Origin of the sequence: Streptacidiphilus jeojiense (assembly GCF_000719095.1) — a bacterium.
GTDB classification, from domain to species: domain Bacteria; phylum Actinomycetota; class Actinomycetes; order Streptomycetales; family Streptomycetaceae; genus Streptacidiphilus; species Streptacidiphilus jeojiensis.
The window spans coordinates 164,480-185,888 of the sequence record NZ_JOEH01000010.1; the positions used below are offsets into that span (position 1 = coordinate 164,480).

Below are 21,409 nucleotides of genomic sequence, written 5' to 3' on the forward strand. Positions count from 1 at the left end.
CATCACCTATTTTCCCGGCCCACCGAGGTTCGGCTGACCGGTCTTGCATTAGACCACCTGCTCAGGTGGCGGGTGGTGTGGTCAGAACAGTGGCTCCTGCCCGTCGGGGGTGTCGGTGTTCGGTCCGGCTGGCCGGACGATGCGCAGTTCGTAGCGGGGACGGGCCGCGTGTGGTGGCCGGTGCTGGTCGCCTCGCCCGACCGCCGGTCGCAGAACAGGGGCTCCTCGGTCGAGCCATCCGGCGGGGTAGCAACCGGCGACGGCATGCCAGTCCCGGCGACGGCCGTGACCGTCCGCCGCCGGTGGCAGCGTTGGCAGCGTCCTCCAGCCGGGAAAGGCGTGGTCGTGTGCGTCTTCGACGGCTCTGTTCAGAGCACCGGGTCCGCTGCGCCGGCTCCCCTCCCAGGTGCACCGCAAGCAGGCACCTAGGGACGAGTCGTCACGGCCGCTGCGGTCGTAGCGCGTGAGAACGGTGGGGGTGTGCTCTGCCGGTAGGTCGAGCTCGTGTCCCAGATCGGAGTACGCGCCTCCGGGGTGCCCTGCTCGGATGTGCCAGAGCCCGGTGCCGGTGGTGTCCCCAAACGGGGACAGCACGCCGTTGCGTGCGCGCTCGTAGTGGGTGTGGCGGGCGCGGGCGCCCTGCGGCTGTGGGTCTTCGCTCACGGTTGCCCGCACAGGCTTTCGTCCCTCATGGACAGCAGGAGGGGTTCGGCCAGGAACTGCTGCTCGTCCTGGTGGTCCTGGAATCGCGCGCCGTAGGCGTCGCGGATCGCGCGGCGGGCGTCCTGGTGGCGTTCCTCGCAACCGTCAAAGGTGGTCCCCGTCAGCACGGCGTAGCCGTGCTGGGCGAGCACCGCGGCGAGCGCGGCCCGGGTCTGGACGGGGGTCAGCGTCGCTAGGTCGGGAGTCGCCGGTGCGGCGAGAAGCGCGCGGGTGAGTTCGGAGGCGCTGAGCCGCAGTTGCAGAGGGATGGTGATTCGAGCGGTGCCGTCGGTGCTGGGCTGGGCGGCTCCACGACGGGTGGGCGTGCGGTTGACGGTGATCTGCATGTCTGACTGCCTGGGGGTCGTGAACGGGCTGAGGGCGGCGACCGCCACCCCCAGCAACTGGGTTAGAACAGGCGCTCGGCGCGGGCTGTTGCGGCCTGCGCCTGGCGGACAGCGGCGCGCATCTGCTCGGCGGTCTCCTGGGCCGTGCGGCCGGGGGCAGCGCTCCACGTGTCGATGGCTCGCCTGTACGCGTACGGGTCTTCGTCGGCGTTGATCGGGTGGCCGGTCAGGTGCTCGGCGAACAGCCGGAGGGCCTCGGCTTCACCGCGCCGGATGGCGGCGTGGTCGTAGCGGCGCTGGCTGGTGAAGCGGCCGTCGCCGGCGGCAACGCGGATGGCTCCGCGAGGCCAGCACGCCAGGGTGACGGTGCGGCCTGGGCCGTTGAAGAGGTGGTTTCCCTGGTGAATGCCGACGTGCTCGATGTGGCAGGCGGCCCATTCGAGGATCTCGGCCGGGTCGCTGGGGACGACGATGCTGTCCGGGCTGTAGCGGATGGGCATGGCGGTTCCCCCTCAGCCGCGAGCGGGGAAGGGGATGCCGACGCTGAGCGCAGTGCGGAGGTCGAGGGCCGAGCGGTGGAATTCCAGCAGGGCTTGGCGCTCGACGTACCGCTCCGTGCTCATGAGCCAGGTGCTGAGGGCGGCGGTCATGGTGTGGTGCGCCAGCAACGGGTTGGCGACCTTGCCCAAGGTCCCGTCGGTGTCCACGGCCCATGTCTCGTCGCTGTCTAGGTCCAGCTCCTGCGCGTCGAGGGTGTTTCCGCAGGTCCCGCAGGTGAAGGTGTTCCTCGACCGAGCGCGGTAGGTCCCGGTCTCGCAACTGGCGCAGGTTATCCGGCCCATGCGCAGATTCCGGGTACTGAAGGCGGTGAACAGCGAGTCGAGGCTGCGAGTGCCGTCCTTCGGCGACTTGTGCTGGATGGCGGGCTCAGGCCGCAGCGGCTGGTCCGCCACCCACAGGGCGAGCTGTTCGGCGGACTCGGCCAGTCCGCACAGGGTGAGCCATTCTGCGGTGCCGGGGTCGTACTCGTCACGCCAGGCGTTGACCTCGCGGACGATGGCGAGCACCGCGCGGGCGTTCTGCTGGATGTCGTCGTGCATGTGGATCGGTGTCCGTTCCGGGATGCCGGGGGCGAAGGTGTGCGACCGCCGCCCCCGGCGCTGGGGTGATTGGTCAGGGGGCGGCGGTGAACTTCTGCGCCAGCTCGTCGGCGGTCATTCGGCCGGAGACCTCGTGGTACGGCAGGGTCCACGTCCAGCCGTTCGCGGCGTCCGTGGCACGGACGACCTTTCGACCGACCCCGTTGTGGATGTGAGGGATGGTCACCGACTTCGGGTTGACCCGCAGCACCTCGTACCAGGTGCCCCCGTAGCGGGCGTACTCACCGCGCTTGAAGTCCTGCGGCGCCCATACCTTGAAGCCGTTCGCCTCGGCCTGGGCGATGACCTCCTCCCAGTAGGTGATTTCCTCGGTCAGCTCGTCGTGCCGGATGGTCAGCTCGGCGGAGACCTCGGGGTTGGTGGGGTCGAGGCGGTACCCCTTGGCGGACTGCCCGTGCTGCCACTTCTCGACGGCGCGCAGGTCGGCCCGCAGCTTGTCGAGACGGCGGAGGGTGCGGCCGGGGTTGGTGCGGTGCCGCTCGTAGGCTTCCGCTGCCTGCTGCCGGCCGGACCAGTAACCGGCGCGCTTGGACTCGGCGAAGCTGGTCCGAGCAGCGGTGTCCATGCGCTCCTGGTCGCGGCGTGCGCGGCGCTCGGAGTGGTGGCCCACCAGGATGGGCTGCCCGAACGGGATGCCCTCCGCGATCCGCCCGACCCGCGCCCAGGCAGCATCCGATCGAGTGGAAGCGTTGTCCGCGTATCCGGCGAAGCGCTCGGCTCGGTCCTCGGCCCGTTCCACCCGTTCCTGCTCGGCGTCCGCGAAGGTTCGGCGGTCGGCCTCCCGAATAGTCACGGTGACGGTGAAGCCTGCGGCGCGCAACCGCTCGGCCAGTGCCTCCAGCATGGTCTTCAAGGCGCGCTTGTCCCGGCTGTTCGGGAGGTACCAGCAGCCGAGAGTGCGGGAGTGGCGCGCGGGCTGGGTGTAGCCACTGGAGTAGTCGCGGGTCTTGAGTACCTCTGCGGCGCCGTCGCCCTTGCTCGTGCCGTGGATCAGGGTCCCGTCACTGCGGGTGTGGATGATCTCGATGGTCATTGGTGGTGTCTTTCGTGGTGAGAGTGTTGTTCTTCCGGCCGTAGGTCGGAGGTCCGCTTGCCAACGGCGGGCAGCCACCCAGCGCGGGACGCGAGGGACGAGTGGCCCGCGCGCCGACGCGCGCCAGCGCGGCGGCATAGGCAGCCGCGCCCCCGCGGGGCGCGTCCGCTTCCGGGGCCGGCGAGATCCCGCTGCGGCCTTCGGGAGGTGTCGGCGGAGGGGTTGCCCTCCCTCCGCCGACATACATAATTAAACCAGGTTTCTCGCTATGAAGCAAGAGCCCCGATCAGTTCGCGGGCCTCGGCCGTCACGGCGGCTTCGATGATCCGCCCGGCCTCGACGGCGCGAACGGCGGCGTCGTAGATCGGGGGCTTCTTGCCGTCCGTGATGATGCCCGCCAGCGGCGGCATGGCGGCGGGGCCGGGAGCGATGCCGAGCATGAGAGCTGCCACATGGGCGGCGGACGCCACTTCGGCTTCGTGCTGGCCGGGGGCGATGCACTCGGCGGCGGGGATGCGCCTCCACGCGTGGCCGTAGAGCATGATCAGAACAGCATTCTCCGGCGTCTCCTGTGCGAAGTTGAAGCCGCCGGACGTCTCGGGGTCCTCCGCGTACTTCCGGCGGTACTGGGTGACCAGCACATCGCGCAGCACCTCGGCCGGGAAGTGGTCGCGGGCGGGCGGGGCCCAGGGGTCGCCGTCGGTCTGGGAGAGGTCGAAAACGGGTCCGGCCTTGAAGCCGGACACCCGCTGCGGAGCGGACCCGGCAGGGGCGTCGGCCGGGGCCGGCTGGGCCTCGGTGGTGCCGCCCTCGGCGGTGCTGGCGTCGGTACGGCGCTTGATGGGGGTCCAGATCCGAATGGAGCGCGAACCCTTGGCGGGCCCCCGGCCGACCTTGCGCCAGTCGGCCACCGCCTTGACGCAGGTGGCCTGCGGGCACTGGGCGGCGATGGCGATGGCGTTGCCCGTACTGCGGTCGGGCAGGGCGGCGGCGGTGCGCATGACGGCGGTCCAGAACTGCGGGTCGGTGGTCATGGCGGCGTAGGCGCGGTCCATGATCGACTCCAGCTCGGCGCGCATCTGGGCACCGTAGGCGGCGCGCTCCTCGGGGGTCATCGTGCGGGCCATTGCAGTCTCCTTCTGGTGAGAGGCGGGCGGGGCCGAGTGGCCCCGCCGCATTGGAAGGGGCGTTGCCCTCCCCTTCCGACATCACTAATTAAACCAGGTTTCTAAGCGGCGTGCAACTCCTTGGTTCCGACCGTGGCGGACTGGCGCTCGGTGAGTCGGCAACGGGTCAGCACGGTCTGCGTGACGTCGCCGTAGGTGCTGTGATCCTTCACGGTGCCGGTCAGTTCGATGGTCTCGCCCTTCTCCGGGGCAGCAGCAGCGCTGCTGAACCAGACATAGACGTTGCCCGCCTCGTCCTGGAACTTGATCAGTCGGCGGCGCTGGGCGTGGTACCCGTAGTGGCGCTCCTCCAGTTCCACCACACCGGTCACCGTGGCCGCGACAGTGACGCGCTCTCCCTTGGTGCCCTGGGCGGTGGAGTTGCGGGCGGCGTGGTCGGCCTTGGCCTTCTCCTGGTCGCGGTGCCATCCCGCGATGGCGGACACGAGCGTCGGGAGGTGGCGGGGATCGACGGTCTGCCCCTTGGCCAACTGCCCGATCTTGTGTCGGTAGTCGTTTGCGGTGCCGTACCCCTGGTCGGCCCACTGCCTGACGGCGGCGGCGGTCGAGCGGGCCTCAGCGTCGGCGTCTATCGACGCCCGCCACTCAGCGGAGACATTCCGGCCGAAGAAGTAGTGGTCAACGGCGGTGGCCGTGGGGAGGACACGCCTCCACTCCTCGCTACGGCTGCAGTAGCGGCCCTCGGCCGCGACAACAGCGGCGGTCACCCTGAGCACCTCGTCAACCGGGACCCGGAGATCGGCCGGAAAGCCGTCGCTGTCCTTCTCGTCCCAATCGGAGTCCTTCAGCGCGCTGAGCCGCCACAGCGCAGTGAGCCCCTTGATCGGGAGTCCGGTGTACGGCTCCACGCACGTGGTGCCCAACTGGCGGAACTCCCCGCCGTCGTGCCGAGCAAGGTAGGTCGCGGTGCGGTGGCGGCCCACCCGACACCCATGGCAGAGGTTCTCAACCGCCGGGTACTCGTGGACGGCGGCGGCGTCCCGGTCAGACAGTCCGGGGAACAGGCTGGTGATCGTCTCCCCCTCGGCGTCATGGTCCAGCCGGGCCAGCACGGTCCAGCCCTGGTGACGGGGGATGGTCCCCCGAAGGGTCACGGTGATGGTGGGGCGCTGCCCGATCAGCCTTCCGTCGCGGGGCTCGTGGTAGTCCGCGAGGAAGGGCGCGGTGACCTCCATCGCGTACGCCTCCAACCCGTGCAGGGCTGCGCGGGTGTTGGTGGCCTCGACCAGTTGCCGGACTCGGCCGGCTGCACTGGCGGGGACGGTGAACGAGAGGTTGGCACTGCTCATGGGTGCGGGTCTTTCCTGGTGAGAGGGACTGCCGGGCCGGTCGGCCCGGCAGTGGGGATGTCGGTCGGGGGGTTGCCCTCCCCCTTCCGGCATCACTAATTAAACCAGGTTTCTAGCGGAGAGGCAAACATCCCTGCCGGGGATTTCCAGTGCCGCGCGGTCCCGCAGGAAGGCGGCGAACAGGGCGGCGGCGTAGCTGTCGGTGGTGCCGTAGGTGCGGCGGCAGTCGAGGGCCCCGACGCGCTGGCGGCGGTGGTAGACCGGGAACGGCTGGCCGGGGGCAGGGATGGCCAGCGCGAACAGTCCGCGCGGGGTGTCCACCCGCAGCAGCACGGCGGCGGCTTCGGCGTCGTAGGCGGTGGACCAGTGGGCGGGGGTGACGCCGAACTCCGCCAGTCCCGACGCGATGGCGCGGGCCTGCATGGTGTCGGCGGCAACGGCGGGGGCGGGCTGGGCTTCGGCTCGGAAGCAGCCGCACACCTGCTCTGCGGTCTCGGTCGGGGCACTGCGGGGCACTGGGGCTCCTCGGAGGGTGGCCGGGGGCGGGCGGGGCTCCCGCCCCCGGCGCGGGCTGTGATTGCTACTCGGCGGCTTCGGCGTCGTCGCCCTGGTCGTCCTGGTCGTCTTCGCCCTGGTCGCCCTCGGCGTCCTCGGCCTGCTGGCCTGCGGAGAGGGCCGGGCGGGCGCTCGGGTCGTAGTCCGTGTTCTCCTTGACGGCCCGTTCAATGGCGGTGGGCGTGTACCCCAGACCCTCAAGTACTGCGATCCATCGGCCGGTTGGCGTGCGGATGTCGTTGCAGCGCATCCCGTCGGTGCGCCACGCGTACCGGCCTGCGCCGCGTTCGCGCACGGCCGCGATAGCGGCGAACTGGAGCTGCGTAGCGCGCTTGGGGTCCTTGCTCAGGTGCTGCGTGTAGCCGCTCCGGCTCGCCGCTTGGGCCTTGGTCAGCCCCAGCAGTCCCGCGAGGATCTCACCGGTGTTGTGGGCGTTCAGGCTGCCCCCGACGTCCCACGTCCCATCGACAAGGGCTGTGGTGACGTGCGCGGCCAGCGCTGCGGCGGTCTCCTTGGACAGCGTGCGCCGCTTGACCATGTCGCTGATCCACTGCCTGCGGCGGGTCTCGGCGGCGTCCCAGTGCAGGTTTCCCAGCTTCACGCCAGCGCGGGCCTCCTTCTCCGCTTCCTGGTCGGCGCTGCTGGCGGCCTTACCGTTGGATGCTCCCGGCTCGGCGTGGCCGTACAGCGTGGGGGAGGTGCAGTAGGGCTTCAGCTCCTTGTCGTCCTGGCTCTCCAGAACCCAGACCTGACCCTTGCAGTCGGCGTGCTCCTCGGCGGTGATCCGGCCACCCTCGGGCGTCCTGAGTCGCCATACCGGGGTTGCCCGGTCGGACAGTTCGGCCATCACTCGGATCTGCTGGCCGGACCTCTCCAGTTCAGCGCGGTGCGCCTCGCCCTGCATACGCTTGTCGCGGCGGGTTCGCTGAACAGTGATCGCCCATTCAACGTCCTCGTCGTCGGCGTTCCAGCCTTCGGCGGCCGAGGTGATCGCTTCAAGGGCCTCGGGGTCGTCGGCGAACTCGCCCAGAGCGGCCAGCTGGTCGAACGTCCATGCGTAGATGCTGGACTCCAGCGTCTTCTTCACGGACTCGTCCGTACGGGACTTCACGACAGCCTTGACGTCCTTGTGTCGGACGCCTGCGGCCGTGGCGATCTTCCCCACGGTCGCCCCTGCCTCGGCTGCGCTGAACATGGCGGCCATGGTCTCGGTCTGGGTGAGCCCCTTCCGGTGCTGGGCACTGGTGATCATGCCAAGGATCTGCCCGGCCTCGTCCTGGTCCTCATCCCACTCGTAGGGCAGGTGGGTGAGCCCGGCCAGCGGCGCGGCGAATAGACGGCGGTTGCCGTCGTTGACCTGGATACCGCCGCCCTCAACCCGCTGAATCTTGATCAGGTCGCGGCACCCGAACTCCTGGAGCGACGGGACAAGATCGTCCACGTCAAGGTCTTCGCGGACGTTCTTCGGGTGGGGGGTGAGCGCCTCGATCCGGATCACCGGGCGCGGGGTGAAGGGGACCGACTCCAGCCCCAGCAGCACAGCGGCGGCCAGCCGCTGGAATCCGTCGATGATCTGCGGGGCATCGTCGCTGCTGCGGACGATGTAGAGCGGCTCGGTGACGCCCTCGGCCTCGACCCCCGCCAGCAGCCCGGCAGAGGGCACAGTGGTGCGGTCGTTGCCGGGGTGTGCCAGCAGGTCGTCCACGGCGATGGTCGGCCACGCGGCGGGCACGGCCTCCGAGCCGGCCTGGGTGGCGTCAGCCTCAACGGTGGTGGTCATGGTCTCTTCCTTACTGGTGAGAGGGGCCGCCGGGCCGATTGACCCGGCGGCGGTGGAGTGTCGGTCGGAGGGTTGCCCTCCCCCTTCCGACATGCTTAATTAAACCAGGTTTTCAGTGCGCAGAACAGTCGCTTCGACGTGATCCACGCCACATTTAGCCAGTTCAGCGGCCTGTCGGAACGCTGCGGCGGCGTCCTCGGCGGTCCTGCCGGGCTCGTCCCCCCAGATCCACAGCACGCTGCGGCGGAGTCCGTACTCGGTCATTTGGAGCTGCTCCCACCGCTCCGGCCTGATGGGGACGCCGTTGACATGGTCGGAGACGGTCGTCAGAGCTCGGACAATGGCGACTTGGAAGGCGTCCCACTCGTCAGGCTCCGGACGGAAGCGGTTGGGGCGCACGGTGCGCACGCCGATCTCGAACGCGTGCAGCGGAGTGCAGGGGGCGACGTCGCCCATCTGCTCCGGCCTCCACAGGTGCCCTTCCCCCTGGTAAAGGCCAACGCGCTGGATGTGGTCGGCGGCGGCGGCGAGCATACGGGCGGCGGGGTTCTGGATCATGGCTTGTGTCCTCCTGGGATGGCCGGGGGCGGCGGACCGCCGCCCCCGGTACTGCTGGCGGTGAATCAGGAGCCGATGGCTCCGGCACTGCTGCGGCCGATGCGGCGGCCTCCGATGTCGGCGCGGCCCCCAGCGGCCCAACCGTCGCCGTAGCCGGTGCCGCGCATGGTCGTCCTCCGACCCTTACGGGCGTTCGGATAGGCGGCGGTGTACCGGTTCTCCACAGCGGTCCTGCGGTCGGCGAGCACCAGGGCGGAGCTGCGGCCGGTGGTCGTGGTCTCGTTCTTGGCCTCCTCCTGGGCTCCCTTCTCCGCCTCGTCCATCCGGCCACCAACGCGGCTGACGAACCCCAGCAGCCAGCTACGACGCCACGCGCGGGGGCTCTGGCCGTAGGGGACGTGCTGAGCCGCGAGGCTGCCAGTCATCTGGAGTAGGAGGGAGGTGTAAAGAAGTTCCACGCGCTCAAGGTCGGACCGGTGGCCGAAGATGTGGACTCGGCGGGCGGGGCCGTTCCCCGCCGGGCCAAGGTGGATCAGCTTGCACCCCAGCGCCAGGGAAATGCGGTTGATCAGCTGGACCCGCTCCATGGCCCACGGCGCGTCGATGACGATCTGACGGTCGGTCGGCTCATCCTTGGTCTTCGCTTCGGCCTCCACCATGGCCTGCTCGATCCCGTACTTGGCCATCAGCGCGAACGCCTTCTGCCTGCACTGCTCTGCCTCGGCCTCCGGGGTGGTCGGGTGCTCTGCGCGGGCGAGAAGCGCTCGGATGGTGGCCAGCTTGGGATTCTCATTGCCGTTCACGTGGTGCCTTCCGTTGGTGAGAGGTGGTGCCTTCCGGGGGTTGCCCTCCCCTTCCGACATCTCTAATTAAACCAGGTTTCTAGACTCGGCGCAACTCCTGAGCTGGCCTTTTTCGCATGACGGAGGGTCAGATACCGGCGGCCCCCGGCCACAGCGGACCCCGGCGGGGGTTCCCTCCTCGGTCGGACGGCTCTGCCTGGCGTGCCGTGGTGCAGGGGTGGAAGGTGGAGCGCCCGGAAGCCGCGAAGTCCGGAGGAACGTAGGACTTCGTGGACCCGGACGTACGACCTTCTGCCCCTGTGGCGCGGTGCGCTCTGCTGGGTCGGCCGATCGAGGAGGGAGCCCCCGCCCCTCTACCCCAACCACAACGGCGGGAGAGCCGAGGCACCGCCCCCTGCCCCTCCGAGGGAGGACCCGCCGGAGGCATAGATGCCGTTGCCGCTGAGGTTCGCCGTGGTCTCGAAGCCGGCGAAGAGCAGGATGAAGGCCAACACCCACGGGGCCGTGGCCTGGCATCCCCCGATTGTGTAAATTAATAGAAGGGTGTACCGCAGTTTCAATTCCCGTGTAGCTTAACTGTTGAGTTCGGCTAGATCCGCGGGAGGCCGGCCGGGACACGGCCGACCCACCCACGCCGCGCAAGCGCGGTAAGCGGCTCTAGGCCGCGACTTTCCGAGGGGACCGGTTACACGTAGCGAGCGACATAATCAACGATCATGTCAATGGCGAACTTGGCCGCGACCACGGCCAAGACCTCCTTCGCGAGTGCTAACCGGGTCCTCTCGGCCCGGTGCCTGCCCTTGGGCATGGCATCACCCCTTCTCGGAGTATCGGGATGGGAAATCGGCGCCACAAAGGCACCGACCGCACGGTTGTGCGCTCGGGTCCGATAAACGAGTGGGAGACGTGCCGCCTGGCAGGCATCCTCGCGCTGATCCTATTCACCCGGATCGACCTAGGGTGAGCGTTCTCATTTTCTCCCCAGCATCAAATGCGGACCATATCCGTATTTTAGGGAGATTATTCCCCCATAAAGCTGTTCAGCTCGCTCCGTCGGTAGCAGTCTCACCTCTCTTGCCGCCAGTTCGAGATGTCCATCCAGGTGCGCTTAACGTGCGTGCTGAGGCCCTCAGCGCAAGGTCCGTTCCAGTGGACGGCTTGTGCCTGGGCTGCGATGACATCGAGGTGGAGGGGACGATGACCACGACTCCGGACGTCCGGGTGACTGCGGCCGAGATCCGCAGACGGGTGCGCGCCGGCCAGGCGTTGCAGACGAAGACCAGGGAGCTCGCCGCCACGGAGGCACTCAGCGCCCGGGAGGCAGCTGCAGAAGCAACACGGGCGGCGGAAGCAGCGGCCGTGGCTGCTCGGGAGGCGGTGGCCGCTGCCCTACGCCTGTTCGAGAACGACGCGCAGCTGCTGTCGGAACTACTGGATGTGCCCGCTGATGACCTGGAGCGAGAGGCTCGCATCATTTCTGCCGCTCGCGCGAAAGAGGTGATCGACGGACTACGAGCGAAGGCAGCACGTCCGCGCCTGACTCGCCGGACTGCCGCAGCGGAACCGTCCTCGACGGAGCCTTCCGTTGGGCCTACCGCAGACGCGCCGCCCGCCGGTCCTGATGTCGCATGAGTTTCATTCGGAGGGCCTGTTCCCCCTGACCGCGGTCGGCGGGCCTGCCGGAGCCGGACGGCCCGAAGCACCGGAGCAGTTGGCGCTTCTTGGGGAGCCGTCGCCGGTGCGCATCCCGGCGACGCAGTGGGCAGCCTGGCTGAGCGATCCGCGGACGGCAGAGCGCTATCGGTCCAAGGTCTATCGGACTTCGCTGAAACACGGCTGCTGGTTCTGGATCGCAGGGATCAGCAGCACCGGCCACGGAAGTTTCCGAGCAGCCTCACTGCCGGGCCGGTCCCGGCGGGGGACGGTCCCTGCACACCTGTTCGGCTACCAGGCGGCCTACGGCGTGATACCGCGGCTGGGGTGGAGCTCCGACAGCCCCACTGTCTGCCACACCTGCGACAACCACTCCTGCCAGCAGCCCGCACACCTTCGGTTGGGAAACCCTGCGGAGAACCGGGCCGAGTGGGCTGCTCGGCGCCGCACCCCCGGCAGCCCGTTGGCTGACCTTCGTGGGCCGGCAGGACGCTCCCGCGCCATCGGCACAGCCATCCGGGCTGGCCTCGCCAACGGTGAGACGGAGCCGGAGATCATCCGCCGCATCCACCTGGCTGCCAACGCCGGCCAGCCACTGGGCCTCTGGTAGAGCGCCCCTCTTCCTCGCAGCCCCAGCTGCCGACGTCACACGGCTGAACGGGCGGCACCAACATGCCTCGATAGGACGCAGAACATGAGCACCTCGAACCCCAGCGCCAAGCAGGCCCAGTCCGCTGCCTCGGCAATACGCGAGATCAACCACGAGACGTTCGACCAACGCTCACTGCCGTTCCCCCCGATGATCAGCGAGATCGTGCAGCCGTTGGTGAACATGTTGGACCGCCTCCCACAGACGCTGGAGCAGTTGGCCGTCGCAGTCCGGCGCCACCAGGCTGCGGGCCTGATCCGTATGGACGACGGCACTGACCCCGAAGAGGCAGCAGCCTCCGTAGTCCGGCAGCTCGGTGCGGCCAGCGAGGCGCTCCAGGAGGGGTCGGCGCTACTCCACCGCGCGGCCAGCACCCTGTTCAGCTTCGGGACGGAGACCAGGACGTGAGCGCCGCCCCCAATGCTCCCCGGTAGCTCGCCAACAAGCTCGACCTCGCCTCCGGAATCGACTTAGGCGCTCTGGTGGACTGAGCGCTGACGGGATTCAATACCCCGGTGGACGCAAGCCTTGCAGCGGTGGTTGGTGCGGGAGTTGGTGCGATCGGCGGCTTGGGAGGCGGCTTCCTCTCAGCCTTCGGCCAGTCTCGCCAGTTGCGGCAGCAACACGTTGCCGAGCGTCAGCAGTGGCAGCAGGAGATGCGGCGAGTTGCTTACAAGGACCTGCTCGTTGCTGCCAAGCAACTGTCGAACCACCTATGGGCAGCGGCTGACCAACTGAATGAACCAGCCACCAGCGCTGCCGACTGGCAAGCGTCCTTCATCGAAGTGCACGGCTCTTGGACGCAGTTCAGTGCGGCGGCAGCAGGAGCGAATATCGCCGGCCCTCGCGCCGTTGCCGATGCGACTGACCAGTTCCGTCACTCCATGTACGAGTGGTCAATGATCCTCACGACTTGGACGCAGGCAGCTGCCCGCCAAGGCACGGGCCATCTCCCGGCCTTCGATGTCCGATTCAAGACCGCCGCCGAGGCCAAGCGCCCGTATGACCGAGCCTTTCAAGTCGCCGCGCGGAATGCGTTGGGCACAGAGCGATGATCTTGTGGGCGGCAGGAGTGCCTTCAGCTGTGCTCATCGGCACCGAGCGTTGATGAGCATTGCGAGGTGAACGAGCTCCATCGCGTCGACGTACTTCGTCATCTGCGGCGACTCCCTGGCTAAGCCGCACGCTGCACGTTTACCAGGCTATGCGTCACCGCTGGACGGCGCGGTAGTCCGATCCGGCCGAGGGTCGAGTTCTTCCACCGCGGGCATCGGGAGGCTCGGTTGCCTGCGATGGACGAGCGGAAGTCGGTTGAGCTGGCGGCGGAGATACCGTTGGGCCTGGAACAGCCACCACCAGCGGGCCCACCGTGGTCCATTGCGCAGTTCGGCGTACCGGACCACGGCGTCATCGGTTGTGGTGCGGACCCAGAGCGGGCGACCCACGATGATGCGCTGGGCGCCCTTCAGATCGCCGGTGAGGCTCCAACGTGCCTCGGTGAGCACTACGTCCGAGTAGACCTCGGCCATCAGCTCGCACGCTTCCGCGCGCAGGATGGTACGACCTCGGGTCTCCGGTCGCGCTGGCTGCGAGTTGGGCAACCAGCCGTCTTCAAGGGCGATCCTCAGCACTTCGACGGACAGGGACTCGGGGTCATCCCACTGGGATGTGTTGACCTGGCCCTGCGTCTCCAGGAGTTCCTGGACAGCGTGGTACGCCGAGGAGTACCAGCCTCCGGTGAAACTGTCGATCGGCCCGCTGCCGTGGAGGTTGTCCAGGCTGCCGAAGAGGCACAGGTCGATCCGCTGGCCGGCACGATTGGTGGTTTGGAGGTGGAAGAGCAACCCATCGTTCTTCGCGTAATGGATCATCTTCGAGAGGGTCACCCGGCCCACGGTCCAGACCCACTGGGCCTTCGGTGGCCGGGCCAGGGCTTCGGTCGCTTTCGAGCCCATGGCCTCTGTGATCCGCTTGGCTTCCTCCAGCCGGTTGCGGGTCTTCTGCTCGCCACTCGAAAATGCGCCTTGGACCTGGGCTGAAATCGGGAAATGAGCCACCGTCGCGCCGACAGTTGCTTGCCGCCGTAGGTGTCCCCCCAGCTCTACGCCGTTGTCCTCTGCGAGCGACTGGACTGCGCGGTCGGACCAGTAGTAGAACCGGCCCGAGATTCTGGCATTGCTCAAGGTGCTCCTGCCCTTCCCAGCCCAAAGCTCTGTCCGTTGCACCCATCGTGGCAGCTGTGAGCTGGGCAAGCATGATGGATGATCGGCTGACGGTCCGCAGACCGTACAACTTTCAAGCGCGGGTCGATCGGGCCGCCTGGGTAACTCTCCGTACCAAAAGCGGGCGAGCCTGCTCGATTTACAACGGAGCGCTGTCCCGCAGAACGGGAAGCCCTGGCGGCGCCCTCGGGGAGGGGCGCCGCCAGAGCGGCCGTGGGGTCGCCCACGGGTGACCTGTCCTATTCAGCACTTCGGCTGCCCCCGTACGGATGATCCCGGTGATTCTGCTCCCCACCCGCCTATCAGCTGGTATGGCCAATCAGCCGACCGCTGCTACCAGCCGCTGCCGTTCACATCGCTGCAGTCTGGTCCCACCCGGGCAAGTCCAGGACCAGGACGTCGTGCAGTGCGGCTCCGGTCCAGGGGTGGTTCTCGCCGACCTTCTCGTATCCCCATGAGCGGTAGGCGCGGCTGGCTGCTTCGGCTTCGGGGCGGGTGTTGAGCAGGACGCGCTCTTGGCCGAGGCCGTCCAAGAGCGCGTGATGCACCGCGGCGGCGAGGCGCTGGCGGCGCCAGGCGGGGCGGACTGCGAGCTCGAACAGGCCGAAGGTGCGGCGTCCGTCCTCGCGGCTGACCTCGGCCGGGACGGGCGCGGTCAGGGTGTCCCACCAGCCGGTGGAGGCGGGCAGCAGGTAGCCGTAGGCCATGGCTGCGGGCTCGCCGTCGTCGGTGCGGACCAGCACCGCGCGGAAGCCGGCCTTCTTCACCTGGGAGCGGAAGCGCCGGAAGTTCGCCTCGACGTCCTTCTCGGTCTTGTCGTAGGGGGGTTCGGCGAACGCCTCGCGGTAAACCGTCCGCAGCTCGTCCTCGACCCAGGTGGCTTCCTCACCGTCGTAGCGTTCGATCCTCATCCCGCCTCCGCGGTCGACTCCAGCAGGGCGACCGTATCGCGGGCGGTCGCGGTGTCGATTCCGGCGGCTGCTTGACGGAAGTCCACCAGGCGGGAGGCCAGGCGGGCGGAGGTGAGCGCGTCGGCGCCGGCGACGACGGTGGCCATCTGGGCGCATGCCTCCTCGACCTCCCCGGCCTGTAGCAGCACGGAGGCGAGCCGTGCGCGGTAGAGGGCGGTGTTGCGGGCGTACCCGGCGGCCAGGCCCTCGACGGCGGCGCGCAGGAACGGGACCGCGGCTTTCGGTACTCCGGCTTGCAGGTAGTGGGTGCCGGTGGCGTAGTCGATCTCGACGGGGCCAGCGAAGCGGACCCAGCGCGGGGCGTCGGTCTCTTCGGCGGCGCGGTCGTGCAGGGCGATGGACCCGCTCAGCGCGCGCCGCGACCCGGTGAGGTCGCCTGCGGCCAGGGCCGCTCGTGCCTCGCGCAGCGACAGCACCAGCTTTACCCCGGGCCCGGCGTGGCGGCTGGCCAGATCCTGGGCGGCGCCGACGGCCGAGGTTGCCTCCCAGGGCTGGTGCCGGTCGACGGCCAGCAGCGACAGGGTGGACAGCGCGCGCATCTCCAACTGGGCGTCGCCAGTCATCCGCGCCGCCGCCATCGCCTCCAGTGCCGAGGAGCGGGCCTCCGCGACGCGGCCGGCGTCGTGGCAGAGCCAGCCGAGGTGGCAGTGGATCTCTCCGAGCATGGCGTGCAGTTGTACCGCGACCCGCTCCGTGCACGGCCCTCCAGTCAGTCGGCCGCCGATCTGCTCCAGCAGCTCGTGTGCCTGCTGGCGGGCGGTCAGGCCGCCGCTGGCGTGGTCGAGCCGGTACAGCCCGTCGACCCGGCCGCGCAGGCCGCGCACCTGGTCCATGCCGACCCGGGACCCGGAGGTGGGCAGCGCCGCAGCGGCAGCCAGGCCGCCGACATCCGCGATGAACTCCCGTCTGCGCACCGATCCATCGTGCCGCAGCCGGGCGACGGGGTGGCGCCGGTGCTCGGGCACGGTGAAGCCCATCTCTGCCAGCGGGATGCCGAAGATCGCCTCCAGAACGGCCTGCTGGCCGGGGTGGGGCAGCGGCGGCGGGTCCTCGCCCTCCCAACGCCGCAGCTGGCGCACGCTGGCACCGGCGTTCGCCCCGATCCGGTGCGCCCACTGGGCGAAGTCGGTCAGGAACGACTCCTGGGTGTGCCCGACGGCCCTGCGTAAACGCGCCAGGTTACTCCGTGCCACGGCGGCTCCCCGGTGAAGTGACGTGCGGTCAGCCCACCATGCCACCGACCGCCCACCCCGTCACCGGAAACGTCCGGTGAAACGTCCGGTCGGTCCGCCCCCGCGCGGGCCCGGTCGGCAGTGCACTGGAACCGAGGCCGCCCGGGGCAACAGCTCCCCCCTGCTCCGGGCGACCCGCGGCAAGGACGGCTTCCGTCCGCGCATCCCGGTGGCCCCGCTCGCGGGGCCGTACCCGTCAGGAGTCCACGTGAGCGTGTCGACCATGACCTCCCTCCCCGCCGCACCCGCCCCCGCCCCCTTGGACGAGGCTGCGGACCTCGCTGCCCGCCTGCTGGCCGCCCTGGGCTTCGACCTGACCAGCTCGGAGCTGGCCGCGACGCCTGGCCGGATGGTGCGGGCGCTGAAGGAGATGACCACTCCGCCCACCTTCACCGCCACCGACTTCGAGACCACCGCCGAACCCGGCCAGCTGGTCCTGGTGCGCGACATCCGCTTCGTGTCCATGTGCGAGCACCACGTCCTGCCGTTCACCGGCATCGCCCACATCGGCTACGTGCCCCGCAAGCGCATCCTGGGGCTGAGCAAGGTCGCCCGGGTGGTGCACCACTGCGCGCGGCGCCTGCAAGTCCAGGAACGGCTGACCGGCCAGATCGCGGACTGGATGGTCGAACACCTGGACCCGGCCGGAGTGGCGGTGCTGCTGAGCGCCGAGCACACCTGCATGACCCTGCGCGGAGTCGGGGCGACCGGCTCGCGCACCACCACCTCCTCCCTGCGCGGCGTGCTGCTGGACGACCCCGCCGCCCGCGCGGAATTCATGTCGCTCGCGGTGAGCGCGCCGTGACTGCGGTCCAGACCAGTGCCCGACCGCTGGTGCAGGCTCGGGTCGGCGGTGCCGGGTGGGACTTCAACGCCGCCCATACCGGCCTGCACGAAGGGGTGTTCGAGCCGCTGCACGGGCACACCTACCAGGTCGTGATTGCCGCGTGGGGGCTGCCGGACGCCTCGGGCATGGTCGCCGACTTCCGGGTCCTCAAGCAGCAGCTGCGCGAAGTCATCGCGCCGCTCAAGCGCCGCACCCTGATCGCGGTGAACACCCCCGACGTCCTGGTCGAAGAGACCGGCGGCGACCAGCTGCGGGTGACCGGCGGCGGGGCCAGCTTCAGCCTCCCGCGCTCCTGGACGGCCCTGCTGCCGATCGCGGGCACCAGCACCGAGGCCCTGGCCTGCTACCTCGTCGCCGAGCTCGCCCGTCGACTGTGCGCCGCCTGCCCCGCCGTCGAGCGGCTGGAACTGACGTTGACGGAGTCGGCCGAGTGCTCAGCCACCGCCGAGGCGGTGCTGCGGTGACCGCCGCCGTCCCCGGCATCGGCCGCGGGCACCTGGCCGCCGTTCTCGGCCTGGCCCTGGACGGCATCCTCAGCGCTGGGCCGTCCGCCGCGCCGACCGTGCTGGACCACCCCTGGGACGCGTGGTGGACCGCGGTGCGCTCCAGCGGCCTGGCCCGGCCCGCCGCAGGAACCGCCGGAGCGTGCCCGCAGTGCGCCCAGCGGGCCGCTACCGCCGCAGCGGCCGCAGTGCCGGAACACCCGGGCCACGGCGAGCGGGACTGCGACTGCCACCAGGTCTGGGCCCAGGCGATGCGCGCCCCCCTGACCGACACCGGGCTCCCGGCCCCCCGGCAGCGGCTGACGCTGGCGATGCTCAAGCCTGGGGCACCGGTGCGGGCGATCCGCTCAAGGCTGCGGTCCGTGCTGCGCGAGGTCCACGTGACGACACGGCAGCTCACGGCCGCCGACTGCGACCGGCTCTACCCCGACGCCTACGGCGCCTCCTTCGTCGCCGAGCGCACCGACTACCTCACCAGCGGTAGCGTGCAGGTCGTGGTACTGGCCGGCGGACCGGACGCGGTCCAGGCCGGTGCGGTCCTCAAACGGATGGTGCGCGCGGACCTGGGGGCCGGAGCGCTGGTCAACCACCTGCACATGCCCGACAACCCGGCCGAGGCCCTGGCCGACATCGCGCAACTGGCGGGCTGGCACGTACTGGAAGAGGTCTACCGACGATGGGAAAGCAGTGATCAGCGAGGGGTCGCCGCCCGCCTGGCGGGCTACCGGGCTCATCTGGGACCAGGGTGCGGCGCTGCTGGAGTGGTCGGCCCCCAGCGGGGGCAGCCCCAGGACGAGCCCGCTGAACACCGGGTCTGACCTGGCCTTCGCCGTGGGGACCGACCGGCGCTGCATCGGGGTGTGGCGCGCGGGACGCCGCCGCCCCTGCCCGGTGTCGGCCGCACTGGACCCGGCCGTGCGCTACGTGCTGTGTCCGCTCTGCCAGGCCGCGGACCGCGCCGACTCCATCGCGGCCGACACCCGCCTGCACGACCCGCGGCCCTTCGCGGTCTACCTGGCCCACCACGGCAGTGCCGTCAAGGTCGGCATCACCGCGTGCGAGCGCGGCGACGCCCGCCTGCTGGAGCAGGGAGCGCTGGCCTCCGCCATCCTCTCCACCGGGACACTCACCGCCGCCCGCCGGGCCGAGAACCTCCTCAGCACGGCCCTCGGCCTGCCCGACAGGATGAGCGCGGTACGCAAGTGGCAGGCCCGCACCCGCCCCGGGACCGCCGACCAACGTGCCGCCGAGCTGCTCGCCACCGCCGAACGCGCCGCCCAACTGACATGGCCGCAGGGCCAGGACCGGTGCACACCGCAGGTGGTGGACCACGCAGCGGCCTACAACCTGCCCGGCGGCGGGCTGCAGCCGGATGCCGTCATGCTGCCGCTCACCCCCGGGGCGGTGATCAGCGGGCGGATCGCCTGCCGGATCGGCACCGATCTGTACCTGGACACCGCCCCGGGGGTCGTCCATTTGGATACCCGGCTGCTGGCCGGATGGGCTCTGGCCCGGGCCGAACCCGGCACCGCGCCGACCGCCGCCCTCGCCGCCCTCGCACAGCCCAGCCACCAGGAGGAACAGGATGCGCTCTTCTGACCCGTCCGCACTGGTCACCGTGGTCGAGGGGATGCCGGGGGCGGGCAAGACCACCGTGCTCTCCGCCCTGGCCCGGGCCGGCCGCACCGTCCTGCCCGAGTACACCACCCCGGCAGGAGACCTCCTTGACCACGACCGGCACCCCCGTCACGACGACGAGGACAGCCATCTGGCGAACTGGCTGCGCAAGGCCGACCACCTGCGCGGCCGCTCGGGGCCGGTGTGGGTGGACCGGGACTGGCTCACCGCCCTGGCCTGGGCGGCGAGCACCAGCGGCCTGACCGAGCGTGCCGACTGGGCCTACCGCCACCTCACCACCGGACGGCTGATACCACCGCACCGGTGGATCATCCTGGACTTGCCGCCGCACATCAGCCTCCAGCGCCGGGCCCAGCGCCTCCACCCTGGGCACCCGTGGTCCGATCCCGCGGTCCTGGAACGGCTGCGCACCTTCTACCTCGATCCCCCCACCCACCTGGCCACGGCGCATCCGGGGCTGACCGAGTTGGTCGCCGCCATCCCGCGGCAGCGGGTGGACGCCATCGCGTCGACAGCCCAGCTGGCCAGCGCGGTCGATGCGGTGGGCGCACGGTGAACGCCCCGGTTGTGGCCATTGCCCTGCACGACGGCTACTTCAGTGCTGCGACCGGAGCCGGCCGCAGCAACCAGGCCCTGATCACCGCCGTCGCCCACGCCCTGACCCCCGGCGTCCACCTGGTCCTGCTGCCCGTCGGCCTGCACCCCACCAGCCCCGAGTACGCGCCCACCGCCCACCGGGACATCCTCAACCGCCTCGCCGACGTCCCCCACCAGGTCACCACTCTGGACAACGGCACCGCCGGACAGCAGCGCTTCGGCGACCTGACCGCCTTCGAGCACCTGGACCACCACGCCGCCGAGGTGATCAACCCGCTGATGCGCCGTCACCCGCAAGGGCTGCTGATCGCCATCGACCAGCCCTTCGCCGGACTCGGCCCTCTGCTCGCCGCTCCGCCCGGATGGCGGCTGCTGTACCTGCCGCGCTCCAGCGCCGACCACCATGCCGACCCTAAGCGCGCTGCCTGGGAACAACACGGACTCGACAGCTGGTCCGCTCTGGGGGCCGCGTTCGGCGCGATCAGCACCCACATGCGCACCCTGCTGACCGGCAAAGGCGTCCCGGCCGAGCAGATCATCGACGTTCCCGGCGGCCTGACCGCCGCCGACCACATCCCGCTGACCGCCGCCCCGCCCCTGCCCGACCAAGCCGAGGGCGGATTCCTGCTCAGCATGGGCCGCGCCCAGCCCTACAAGGGCTTCGAAGACCTCCTGGACGCCCTCGGCCACCTCGCCGACACCGGCGTGCGCCTGCCGCACCTGATGCTGGCTGCGGTCACCGACGGCCCCACCACTACCTACCAGCAGCACCTTCGCCGACGCGGGAGCACGCTCGGACTATCGGCGACGCTGTGGACCCGCTTCGACCCCGGTCTGCCCGGACTACTCCACCACCCGGCGCTGCGGGCGGTCGTCGTCCCCTCGCGCAGCGAACCACTGGGCCGTATCCCGCTCGAAGCCTTCGCCGCCGGCGCCGGACCGGTCGTGGCCACCACCGCCGGCGGCCTGGCCGAGACCGTCATCGACGGCATCACCGGCTACAGCGCCGCCCCGGGCGACCCGCACTCCCTCGCTCGGGCCGTCGGCCGCGCCCTGACCGCGCCCGCGGCCGAGGTCGCGCGACTGCGCCAGGCCGGAGAACAGCTGGTCGCCGGGCGCAACTACACGAGTTGCATCACCGGGGTACTGGCCGCCCTGTCGCCCTGGGCGACCGGGGCCGCGGCGGCGCAGCCGTAGAGCGTCAGCGCGACCTGGGCGGCGGCAGCCGCCTGGGCGCGGCCCGGATCAGCCCAGCCCAGCAGGTCAGCAGCCTCGCCCAGCGGCACCCACACCCGCGGGTACACCTGGCCGTTGTCCGGGTCAGGGGTCGCCGGGAGCCACTGGTCCACCCGGGCCGCGACCCGCAGCTGCGCGAACGGCTCACCAGTGTCGGGGCGCACTTCCTGGTAGCCGAGCGGAACGACATCGCACAGCGTCACGTCGGCCTCCTCCAGCACCTCGCGCTCCAGCGTCGCCTGCCAGTCGACGTCGACGTCTTCCGGAGTGCCGCCCGGCAGGTTCCAGCCGCCGGGCATCTCCAGCAGCAGAACCCGGGCGTCCTCGTCCACGATCCACGCGTACACCTGACGCACCGGCAGAACCTCGGGAGCCGGCCAGGAGCGGTGCCACAGAAAGCTCGTCACGCCGAGCCACAGTAGTCTCCCCGAGCACCGTCCGACGCAC

The 21,409-nt window shown here is 70.2% G+C and carries 24 protein-coding genes; 9 read left to right on the top strand and 15 right to left on the bottom strand.

Features of this window, described 5'->3' with window-relative positions; all coding sequences use genetic code 11:
- Positions 1–81: 81 nt before the first annotated feature.
- The 11 genes from IF29_RS48985 to IF29_RS0115570 form a co-directional block, all read right to left on the bottom strand.
- Positions 82–675, bottom strand: coding sequence for a DUF6349 family protein (locus IF29_RS48985; protein WP_408640811.1), 594 nt, complete (start codon positions 673–675; stop codon positions 82–84).
- Positions 660–1,049, bottom strand: coding sequence for a DUF6181 family protein (locus IF29_RS0115525; RefSeq protein ID WP_157623761.1), 390 nt, complete (start codon positions 1,047–1,049; stop codon positions 660–662). Before IF29_RS0115525 ends, IF29_RS48985 begins: the two co-directional genes overlap by 16 nt.
- Before the next feature lie 62 nt (positions 1,050–1,111).
- Complete coding sequence (locus tag IF29_RS0115530) at positions 1,112–1,549, bottom strand: DUF6197 family protein (RefSeq protein WP_030254602.1); 438 nt, start codon at positions 1,547–1,549, stop codon at positions 1,112–1,114.
- 12 nt (positions 1,550–1,561) lie between these two features.
- Positions 1,562–2,149, bottom strand: a complete 588-nt coding sequence (locus IF29_RS0115535; RefSeq protein ID WP_030254604.1) for a hypothetical protein — start codon at positions 2,147–2,149, stop codon at positions 1,562–1,564.
- 73 nt (positions 2,150–2,222) lie between these two features.
- Positions 2,223–3,242 carry a DUF3560 domain-containing protein gene (locus tag IF29_RS0115540; protein ID WP_051725362.1) on the bottom strand — a complete coding sequence of 340 codons (1,020 nt, stop codon included), beginning with the start codon at positions 3,240–3,242 and terminating at the stop codon, positions 2,223–2,225.
- 266 nt (positions 3,243–3,508) lie between these two features.
- Complete coding sequence (locus IF29_RS0115545; protein WP_030254609.1) at positions 3,509–4,369, bottom strand: hypothetical protein; 861 nt, start codon at positions 4,367–4,369, stop codon at positions 3,509–3,511.
- A 101-nt stretch (positions 4,370–4,470) separates the two neighbouring features.
- Complete coding sequence (locus tag IF29_RS0115550) at positions 4,471–5,718, bottom strand: hypothetical protein (protein WP_051725363.1); 1,248 nt, start codon at positions 5,716–5,718, stop codon at positions 4,471–4,473.
- Between the two features lie 99 nt (positions 5,719–5,817).
- Positions 5,818–6,234, bottom strand: a complete 417-nt coding sequence (locus IF29_RS0115555) for a hypothetical protein (protein WP_030254615.1) — start codon at positions 6,232–6,234, stop codon at positions 5,818–5,820.
- A 64-nt stretch (positions 6,235–6,298) separates the two neighbouring features.
- Positions 6,299–8,053 carry a ParB N-terminal domain-containing protein gene (locus IF29_RS0115560; RefSeq protein ID WP_030254617.1) on the bottom strand — a complete coding sequence of 585 codons (1,755 nt, stop codon included), beginning with the start codon at positions 8,051–8,053 and terminating at the stop codon, positions 6,299–6,301.
- Positions 8,054–8,152: 99 nt separating this feature from the next.
- Positions 8,153–8,611, bottom strand: coding sequence for a DUF6197 family protein (locus tag IF29_RS0115565; RefSeq protein ID WP_030254619.1), 459 nt, complete (start codon positions 8,609–8,611; stop codon positions 8,153–8,155).
- Positions 8,612–8,676: 65 nt separating this feature from the next.
- Positions 8,677–9,414: a DUF2786 domain-containing protein gene (locus IF29_RS0115570; RefSeq protein WP_030254622.1), complete on the bottom strand. Its 738-nt coding sequence runs from the start codon at positions 9,412–9,414 to the stop codon at positions 8,677–8,679.
- Positions 9,415–10,611: 1,197 nt separating this feature from the next.
- On the opposite strand from IF29_RS0115570, the gene IF29_RS46040 reads away from it, so the two are divergent.
- The 3 genes from IF29_RS46040 to IF29_RS46045 all read left to right on the top strand — a co-directional run bounded on the left by IF29_RS46040 (position 10,612) and on the right by IF29_RS46045 (position 12,771).
- Positions 10,612–11,046 (top strand): hypothetical protein, encoded by a 435-nt coding sequence (locus IF29_RS46040; RefSeq protein ID WP_157623762.1) that lies wholly within the window; start codon positions 10,612–10,614, stop codon positions 11,044–11,046.
- Between the two features lie 715 nt (positions 11,047–11,761).
- Positions 11,762–12,124 (top strand): hypothetical protein, encoded by a 363-nt coding sequence (locus IF29_RS0115590; RefSeq protein WP_030254629.1) that lies wholly within the window; start codon positions 11,762–11,764, stop codon positions 12,122–12,124.
- A 107-nt stretch (positions 12,125–12,231) separates the two neighbouring features.
- The gene (locus tag IF29_RS46045) at positions 12,232–12,771 is read left to right on the top strand and encodes a hypothetical protein (RefSeq protein ID WP_157623763.1); all 540 of its coding nucleotides are present in this window, start codon (positions 12,232–12,234) and stop codon (positions 12,769–12,771) included.
- Positions 12,772–12,918: 147 nt separating this feature from the next.
- Here IF29_RS46045 and IF29_RS0115595 read toward each other — a convergent pair whose 3' ends face one another.
- The 3 genes from IF29_RS0115595 to IF29_RS0115605 form a co-directional block, all read right to left on the bottom strand.
- A complete protein-coding gene (locus IF29_RS0115595; RefSeq protein WP_030254632.1) occupies positions 12,919–13,899 on the bottom strand; it encodes a hypothetical protein in 981 nt (326 codons plus the stop codon).
- A gap of 389 nt (positions 13,900–14,288) precedes the next feature.
- Positions 14,289–14,849, bottom strand: coding sequence for a GNAT family N-acetyltransferase (locus IF29_RS0115600; RefSeq protein ID WP_030254635.1), 561 nt, complete (start codon positions 14,847–14,849; stop codon positions 14,289–14,291).
- Complete coding sequence (locus IF29_RS0115605; protein ID WP_030254638.1) at positions 14,846–16,102, bottom strand: NsdA family TPR-like regulatory protein; 1,257 nt, start codon at positions 16,100–16,102, stop codon at positions 14,846–14,848. The genes IF29_RS0115600 and IF29_RS0115605 overlap by 4 nt, the downstream gene beginning before the upstream one ends.
- A gap of 247 nt (positions 16,103–16,349) precedes the next feature.
- Between IF29_RS0115605 and folE the strand changes: the two genes are divergently transcribed.
- Genes folE through IF29_RS0115635 form a run of 6 tightly spaced genes read left to right on the top strand, consistent with a single transcriptional unit; the run spans position 16,350 to position 20,923 of the window.
- On the top strand, positions 16,350–16,946 hold the full coding sequence (gene folE, locus IF29_RS0115610) for a GTP cyclohydrolase I (protein WP_232242162.1): 597 nt from the start codon (positions 16,350–16,352) through the stop codon (positions 16,944–16,946).
- Positions 16,943–17,452: a 6-pyruvoyl trahydropterin synthase family protein gene (locus IF29_RS46870; protein ID WP_051725364.1), complete on the top strand. Its 510-nt coding sequence runs from the start codon at positions 16,943–16,945 to the stop codon at positions 17,450–17,452. The genes folE and IF29_RS46870 overlap by 4 nt, the downstream gene beginning before the upstream one ends.
- Positions 17,449–18,309, top strand: a complete 861-nt coding sequence (locus IF29_RS46875) for a nucleoside-diphosphate kinase (RefSeq protein WP_198037459.1) — start codon at positions 17,449–17,451, stop codon at positions 18,307–18,309. The genes IF29_RS46870 and IF29_RS46875 overlap by 4 nt, the downstream gene beginning before the upstream one ends.
- 13 nt (positions 18,310–18,322) lie before the next feature.
- On the top strand, positions 18,323–19,090 hold the full coding sequence (locus IF29_RS0115625) for a DUF2797 domain-containing protein (RefSeq protein WP_232242163.1): 768 nt from the start codon (positions 18,323–18,325) through the stop codon (positions 19,088–19,090).
- Complete coding sequence (locus IF29_RS0115630) at positions 19,077–19,685, top strand: AAA family ATPase (protein ID WP_030254649.1); 609 nt, start codon at positions 19,077–19,079, stop codon at positions 19,683–19,685. The genes IF29_RS0115625 and IF29_RS0115630 overlap by 14 nt, the downstream gene beginning before the upstream one ends.
- Positions 19,682–20,923 (top strand): glycosyltransferase family 4 protein, encoded by a 1,242-nt coding sequence (locus tag IF29_RS0115635; RefSeq protein ID WP_051725365.1) that lies wholly within the window; start codon positions 19,682–19,684, stop codon positions 20,921–20,923. Before IF29_RS0115630 ends, IF29_RS0115635 begins: the two co-directional genes overlap by 4 nt.
- Here the strand turns inward: IF29_RS0115635 and IF29_RS0115640 are convergent.
- The gene (locus IF29_RS0115640) at positions 20,848–21,369 is read right to left on the bottom strand and encodes an NUDIX hydrolase (RefSeq protein ID WP_157623765.1); all 522 of its coding nucleotides are present in this window, start codon (positions 21,367–21,369) and stop codon (positions 20,848–20,850) included. The genes IF29_RS0115635 and IF29_RS0115640 overlap by 76 nt on opposite strands.
- Positions 21,370–21,409 lie beyond the last annotated feature (40 nt).

Coding starts and splice junctions, on each gene's coding strand:
- IF29_RS0115525 (WP_157623761.1), bottom strand. CDS start 1,049: ATGCAGATCACCGTCAACCGCACGCCCACCCGTCGTGGAGCCGCCCAG.
- IF29_RS46040 (WP_157623762.1), top strand. CDS start 10,612: ATGACCACGACTCCGGACGTCCGGGTGACTGCGGCCGAGATCCGCAGA.
- IF29_RS0115630 (WP_030254649.1), top strand. CDS start 19,077: ATGCGCTCTTCTGACCCGTCCGCACTGGTCACCGTGGTCGAGGGGATG.
- IF29_RS0115565 (WP_030254619.1), bottom strand. CDS start 8,611: ATGATCCAGAACCCCGCCGCCCGTATGCTCGCCGCCGCCGCCGACCAC.
- IF29_RS0115545 (WP_030254609.1), bottom strand. CDS start 4,369: ATGGCCCGCACGATGACCCCCGAGGAGCGCGCCGCCTACGGTGCCCAG.
- IF29_RS0115600 (WP_030254635.1), bottom strand. CDS start 14,849: ATGAGGATCGAACGCTACGACGGTGAGGAAGCCACCTGGGTCGAGGAC.
- IF29_RS0115530 (WP_030254602.1), bottom strand. CDS start 1,549: ATGCCCATCCGCTACAGCCCGGACAGCATCGTCGTCCCCAGCGACCCG.
- IF29_RS0115590 (WP_030254629.1), top strand. CDS start 11,762: ATGAGCACCTCGAACCCCAGCGCCAAGCAGGCCCAGTCCGCTGCCTCG.
- IF29_RS0115535 (WP_030254604.1), bottom strand. CDS start 2,149: ATGCACGACGACATCCAGCAGAACGCCCGCGCGGTGCTCGCCATCGTC.
- IF29_RS0115550 (WP_051725363.1), bottom strand. CDS start 5,718: ATGAGCAGTGCCAACCTCTCGTTCACCGTCCCCGCCAGTGCAGCCGGC.
- IF29_RS0115540 (WP_051725362.1), bottom strand. CDS start 3,242: ATGACCATCGAGATCATCCACACCCGCAGTGACGGGACCCTGATCCAC.
- IF29_RS0115560 (WP_030254617.1), bottom strand. CDS start 8,053: ATGACCACCACCGTTGAGGCTGACGCCACCCAGGCCGGCTCGGAGGCC.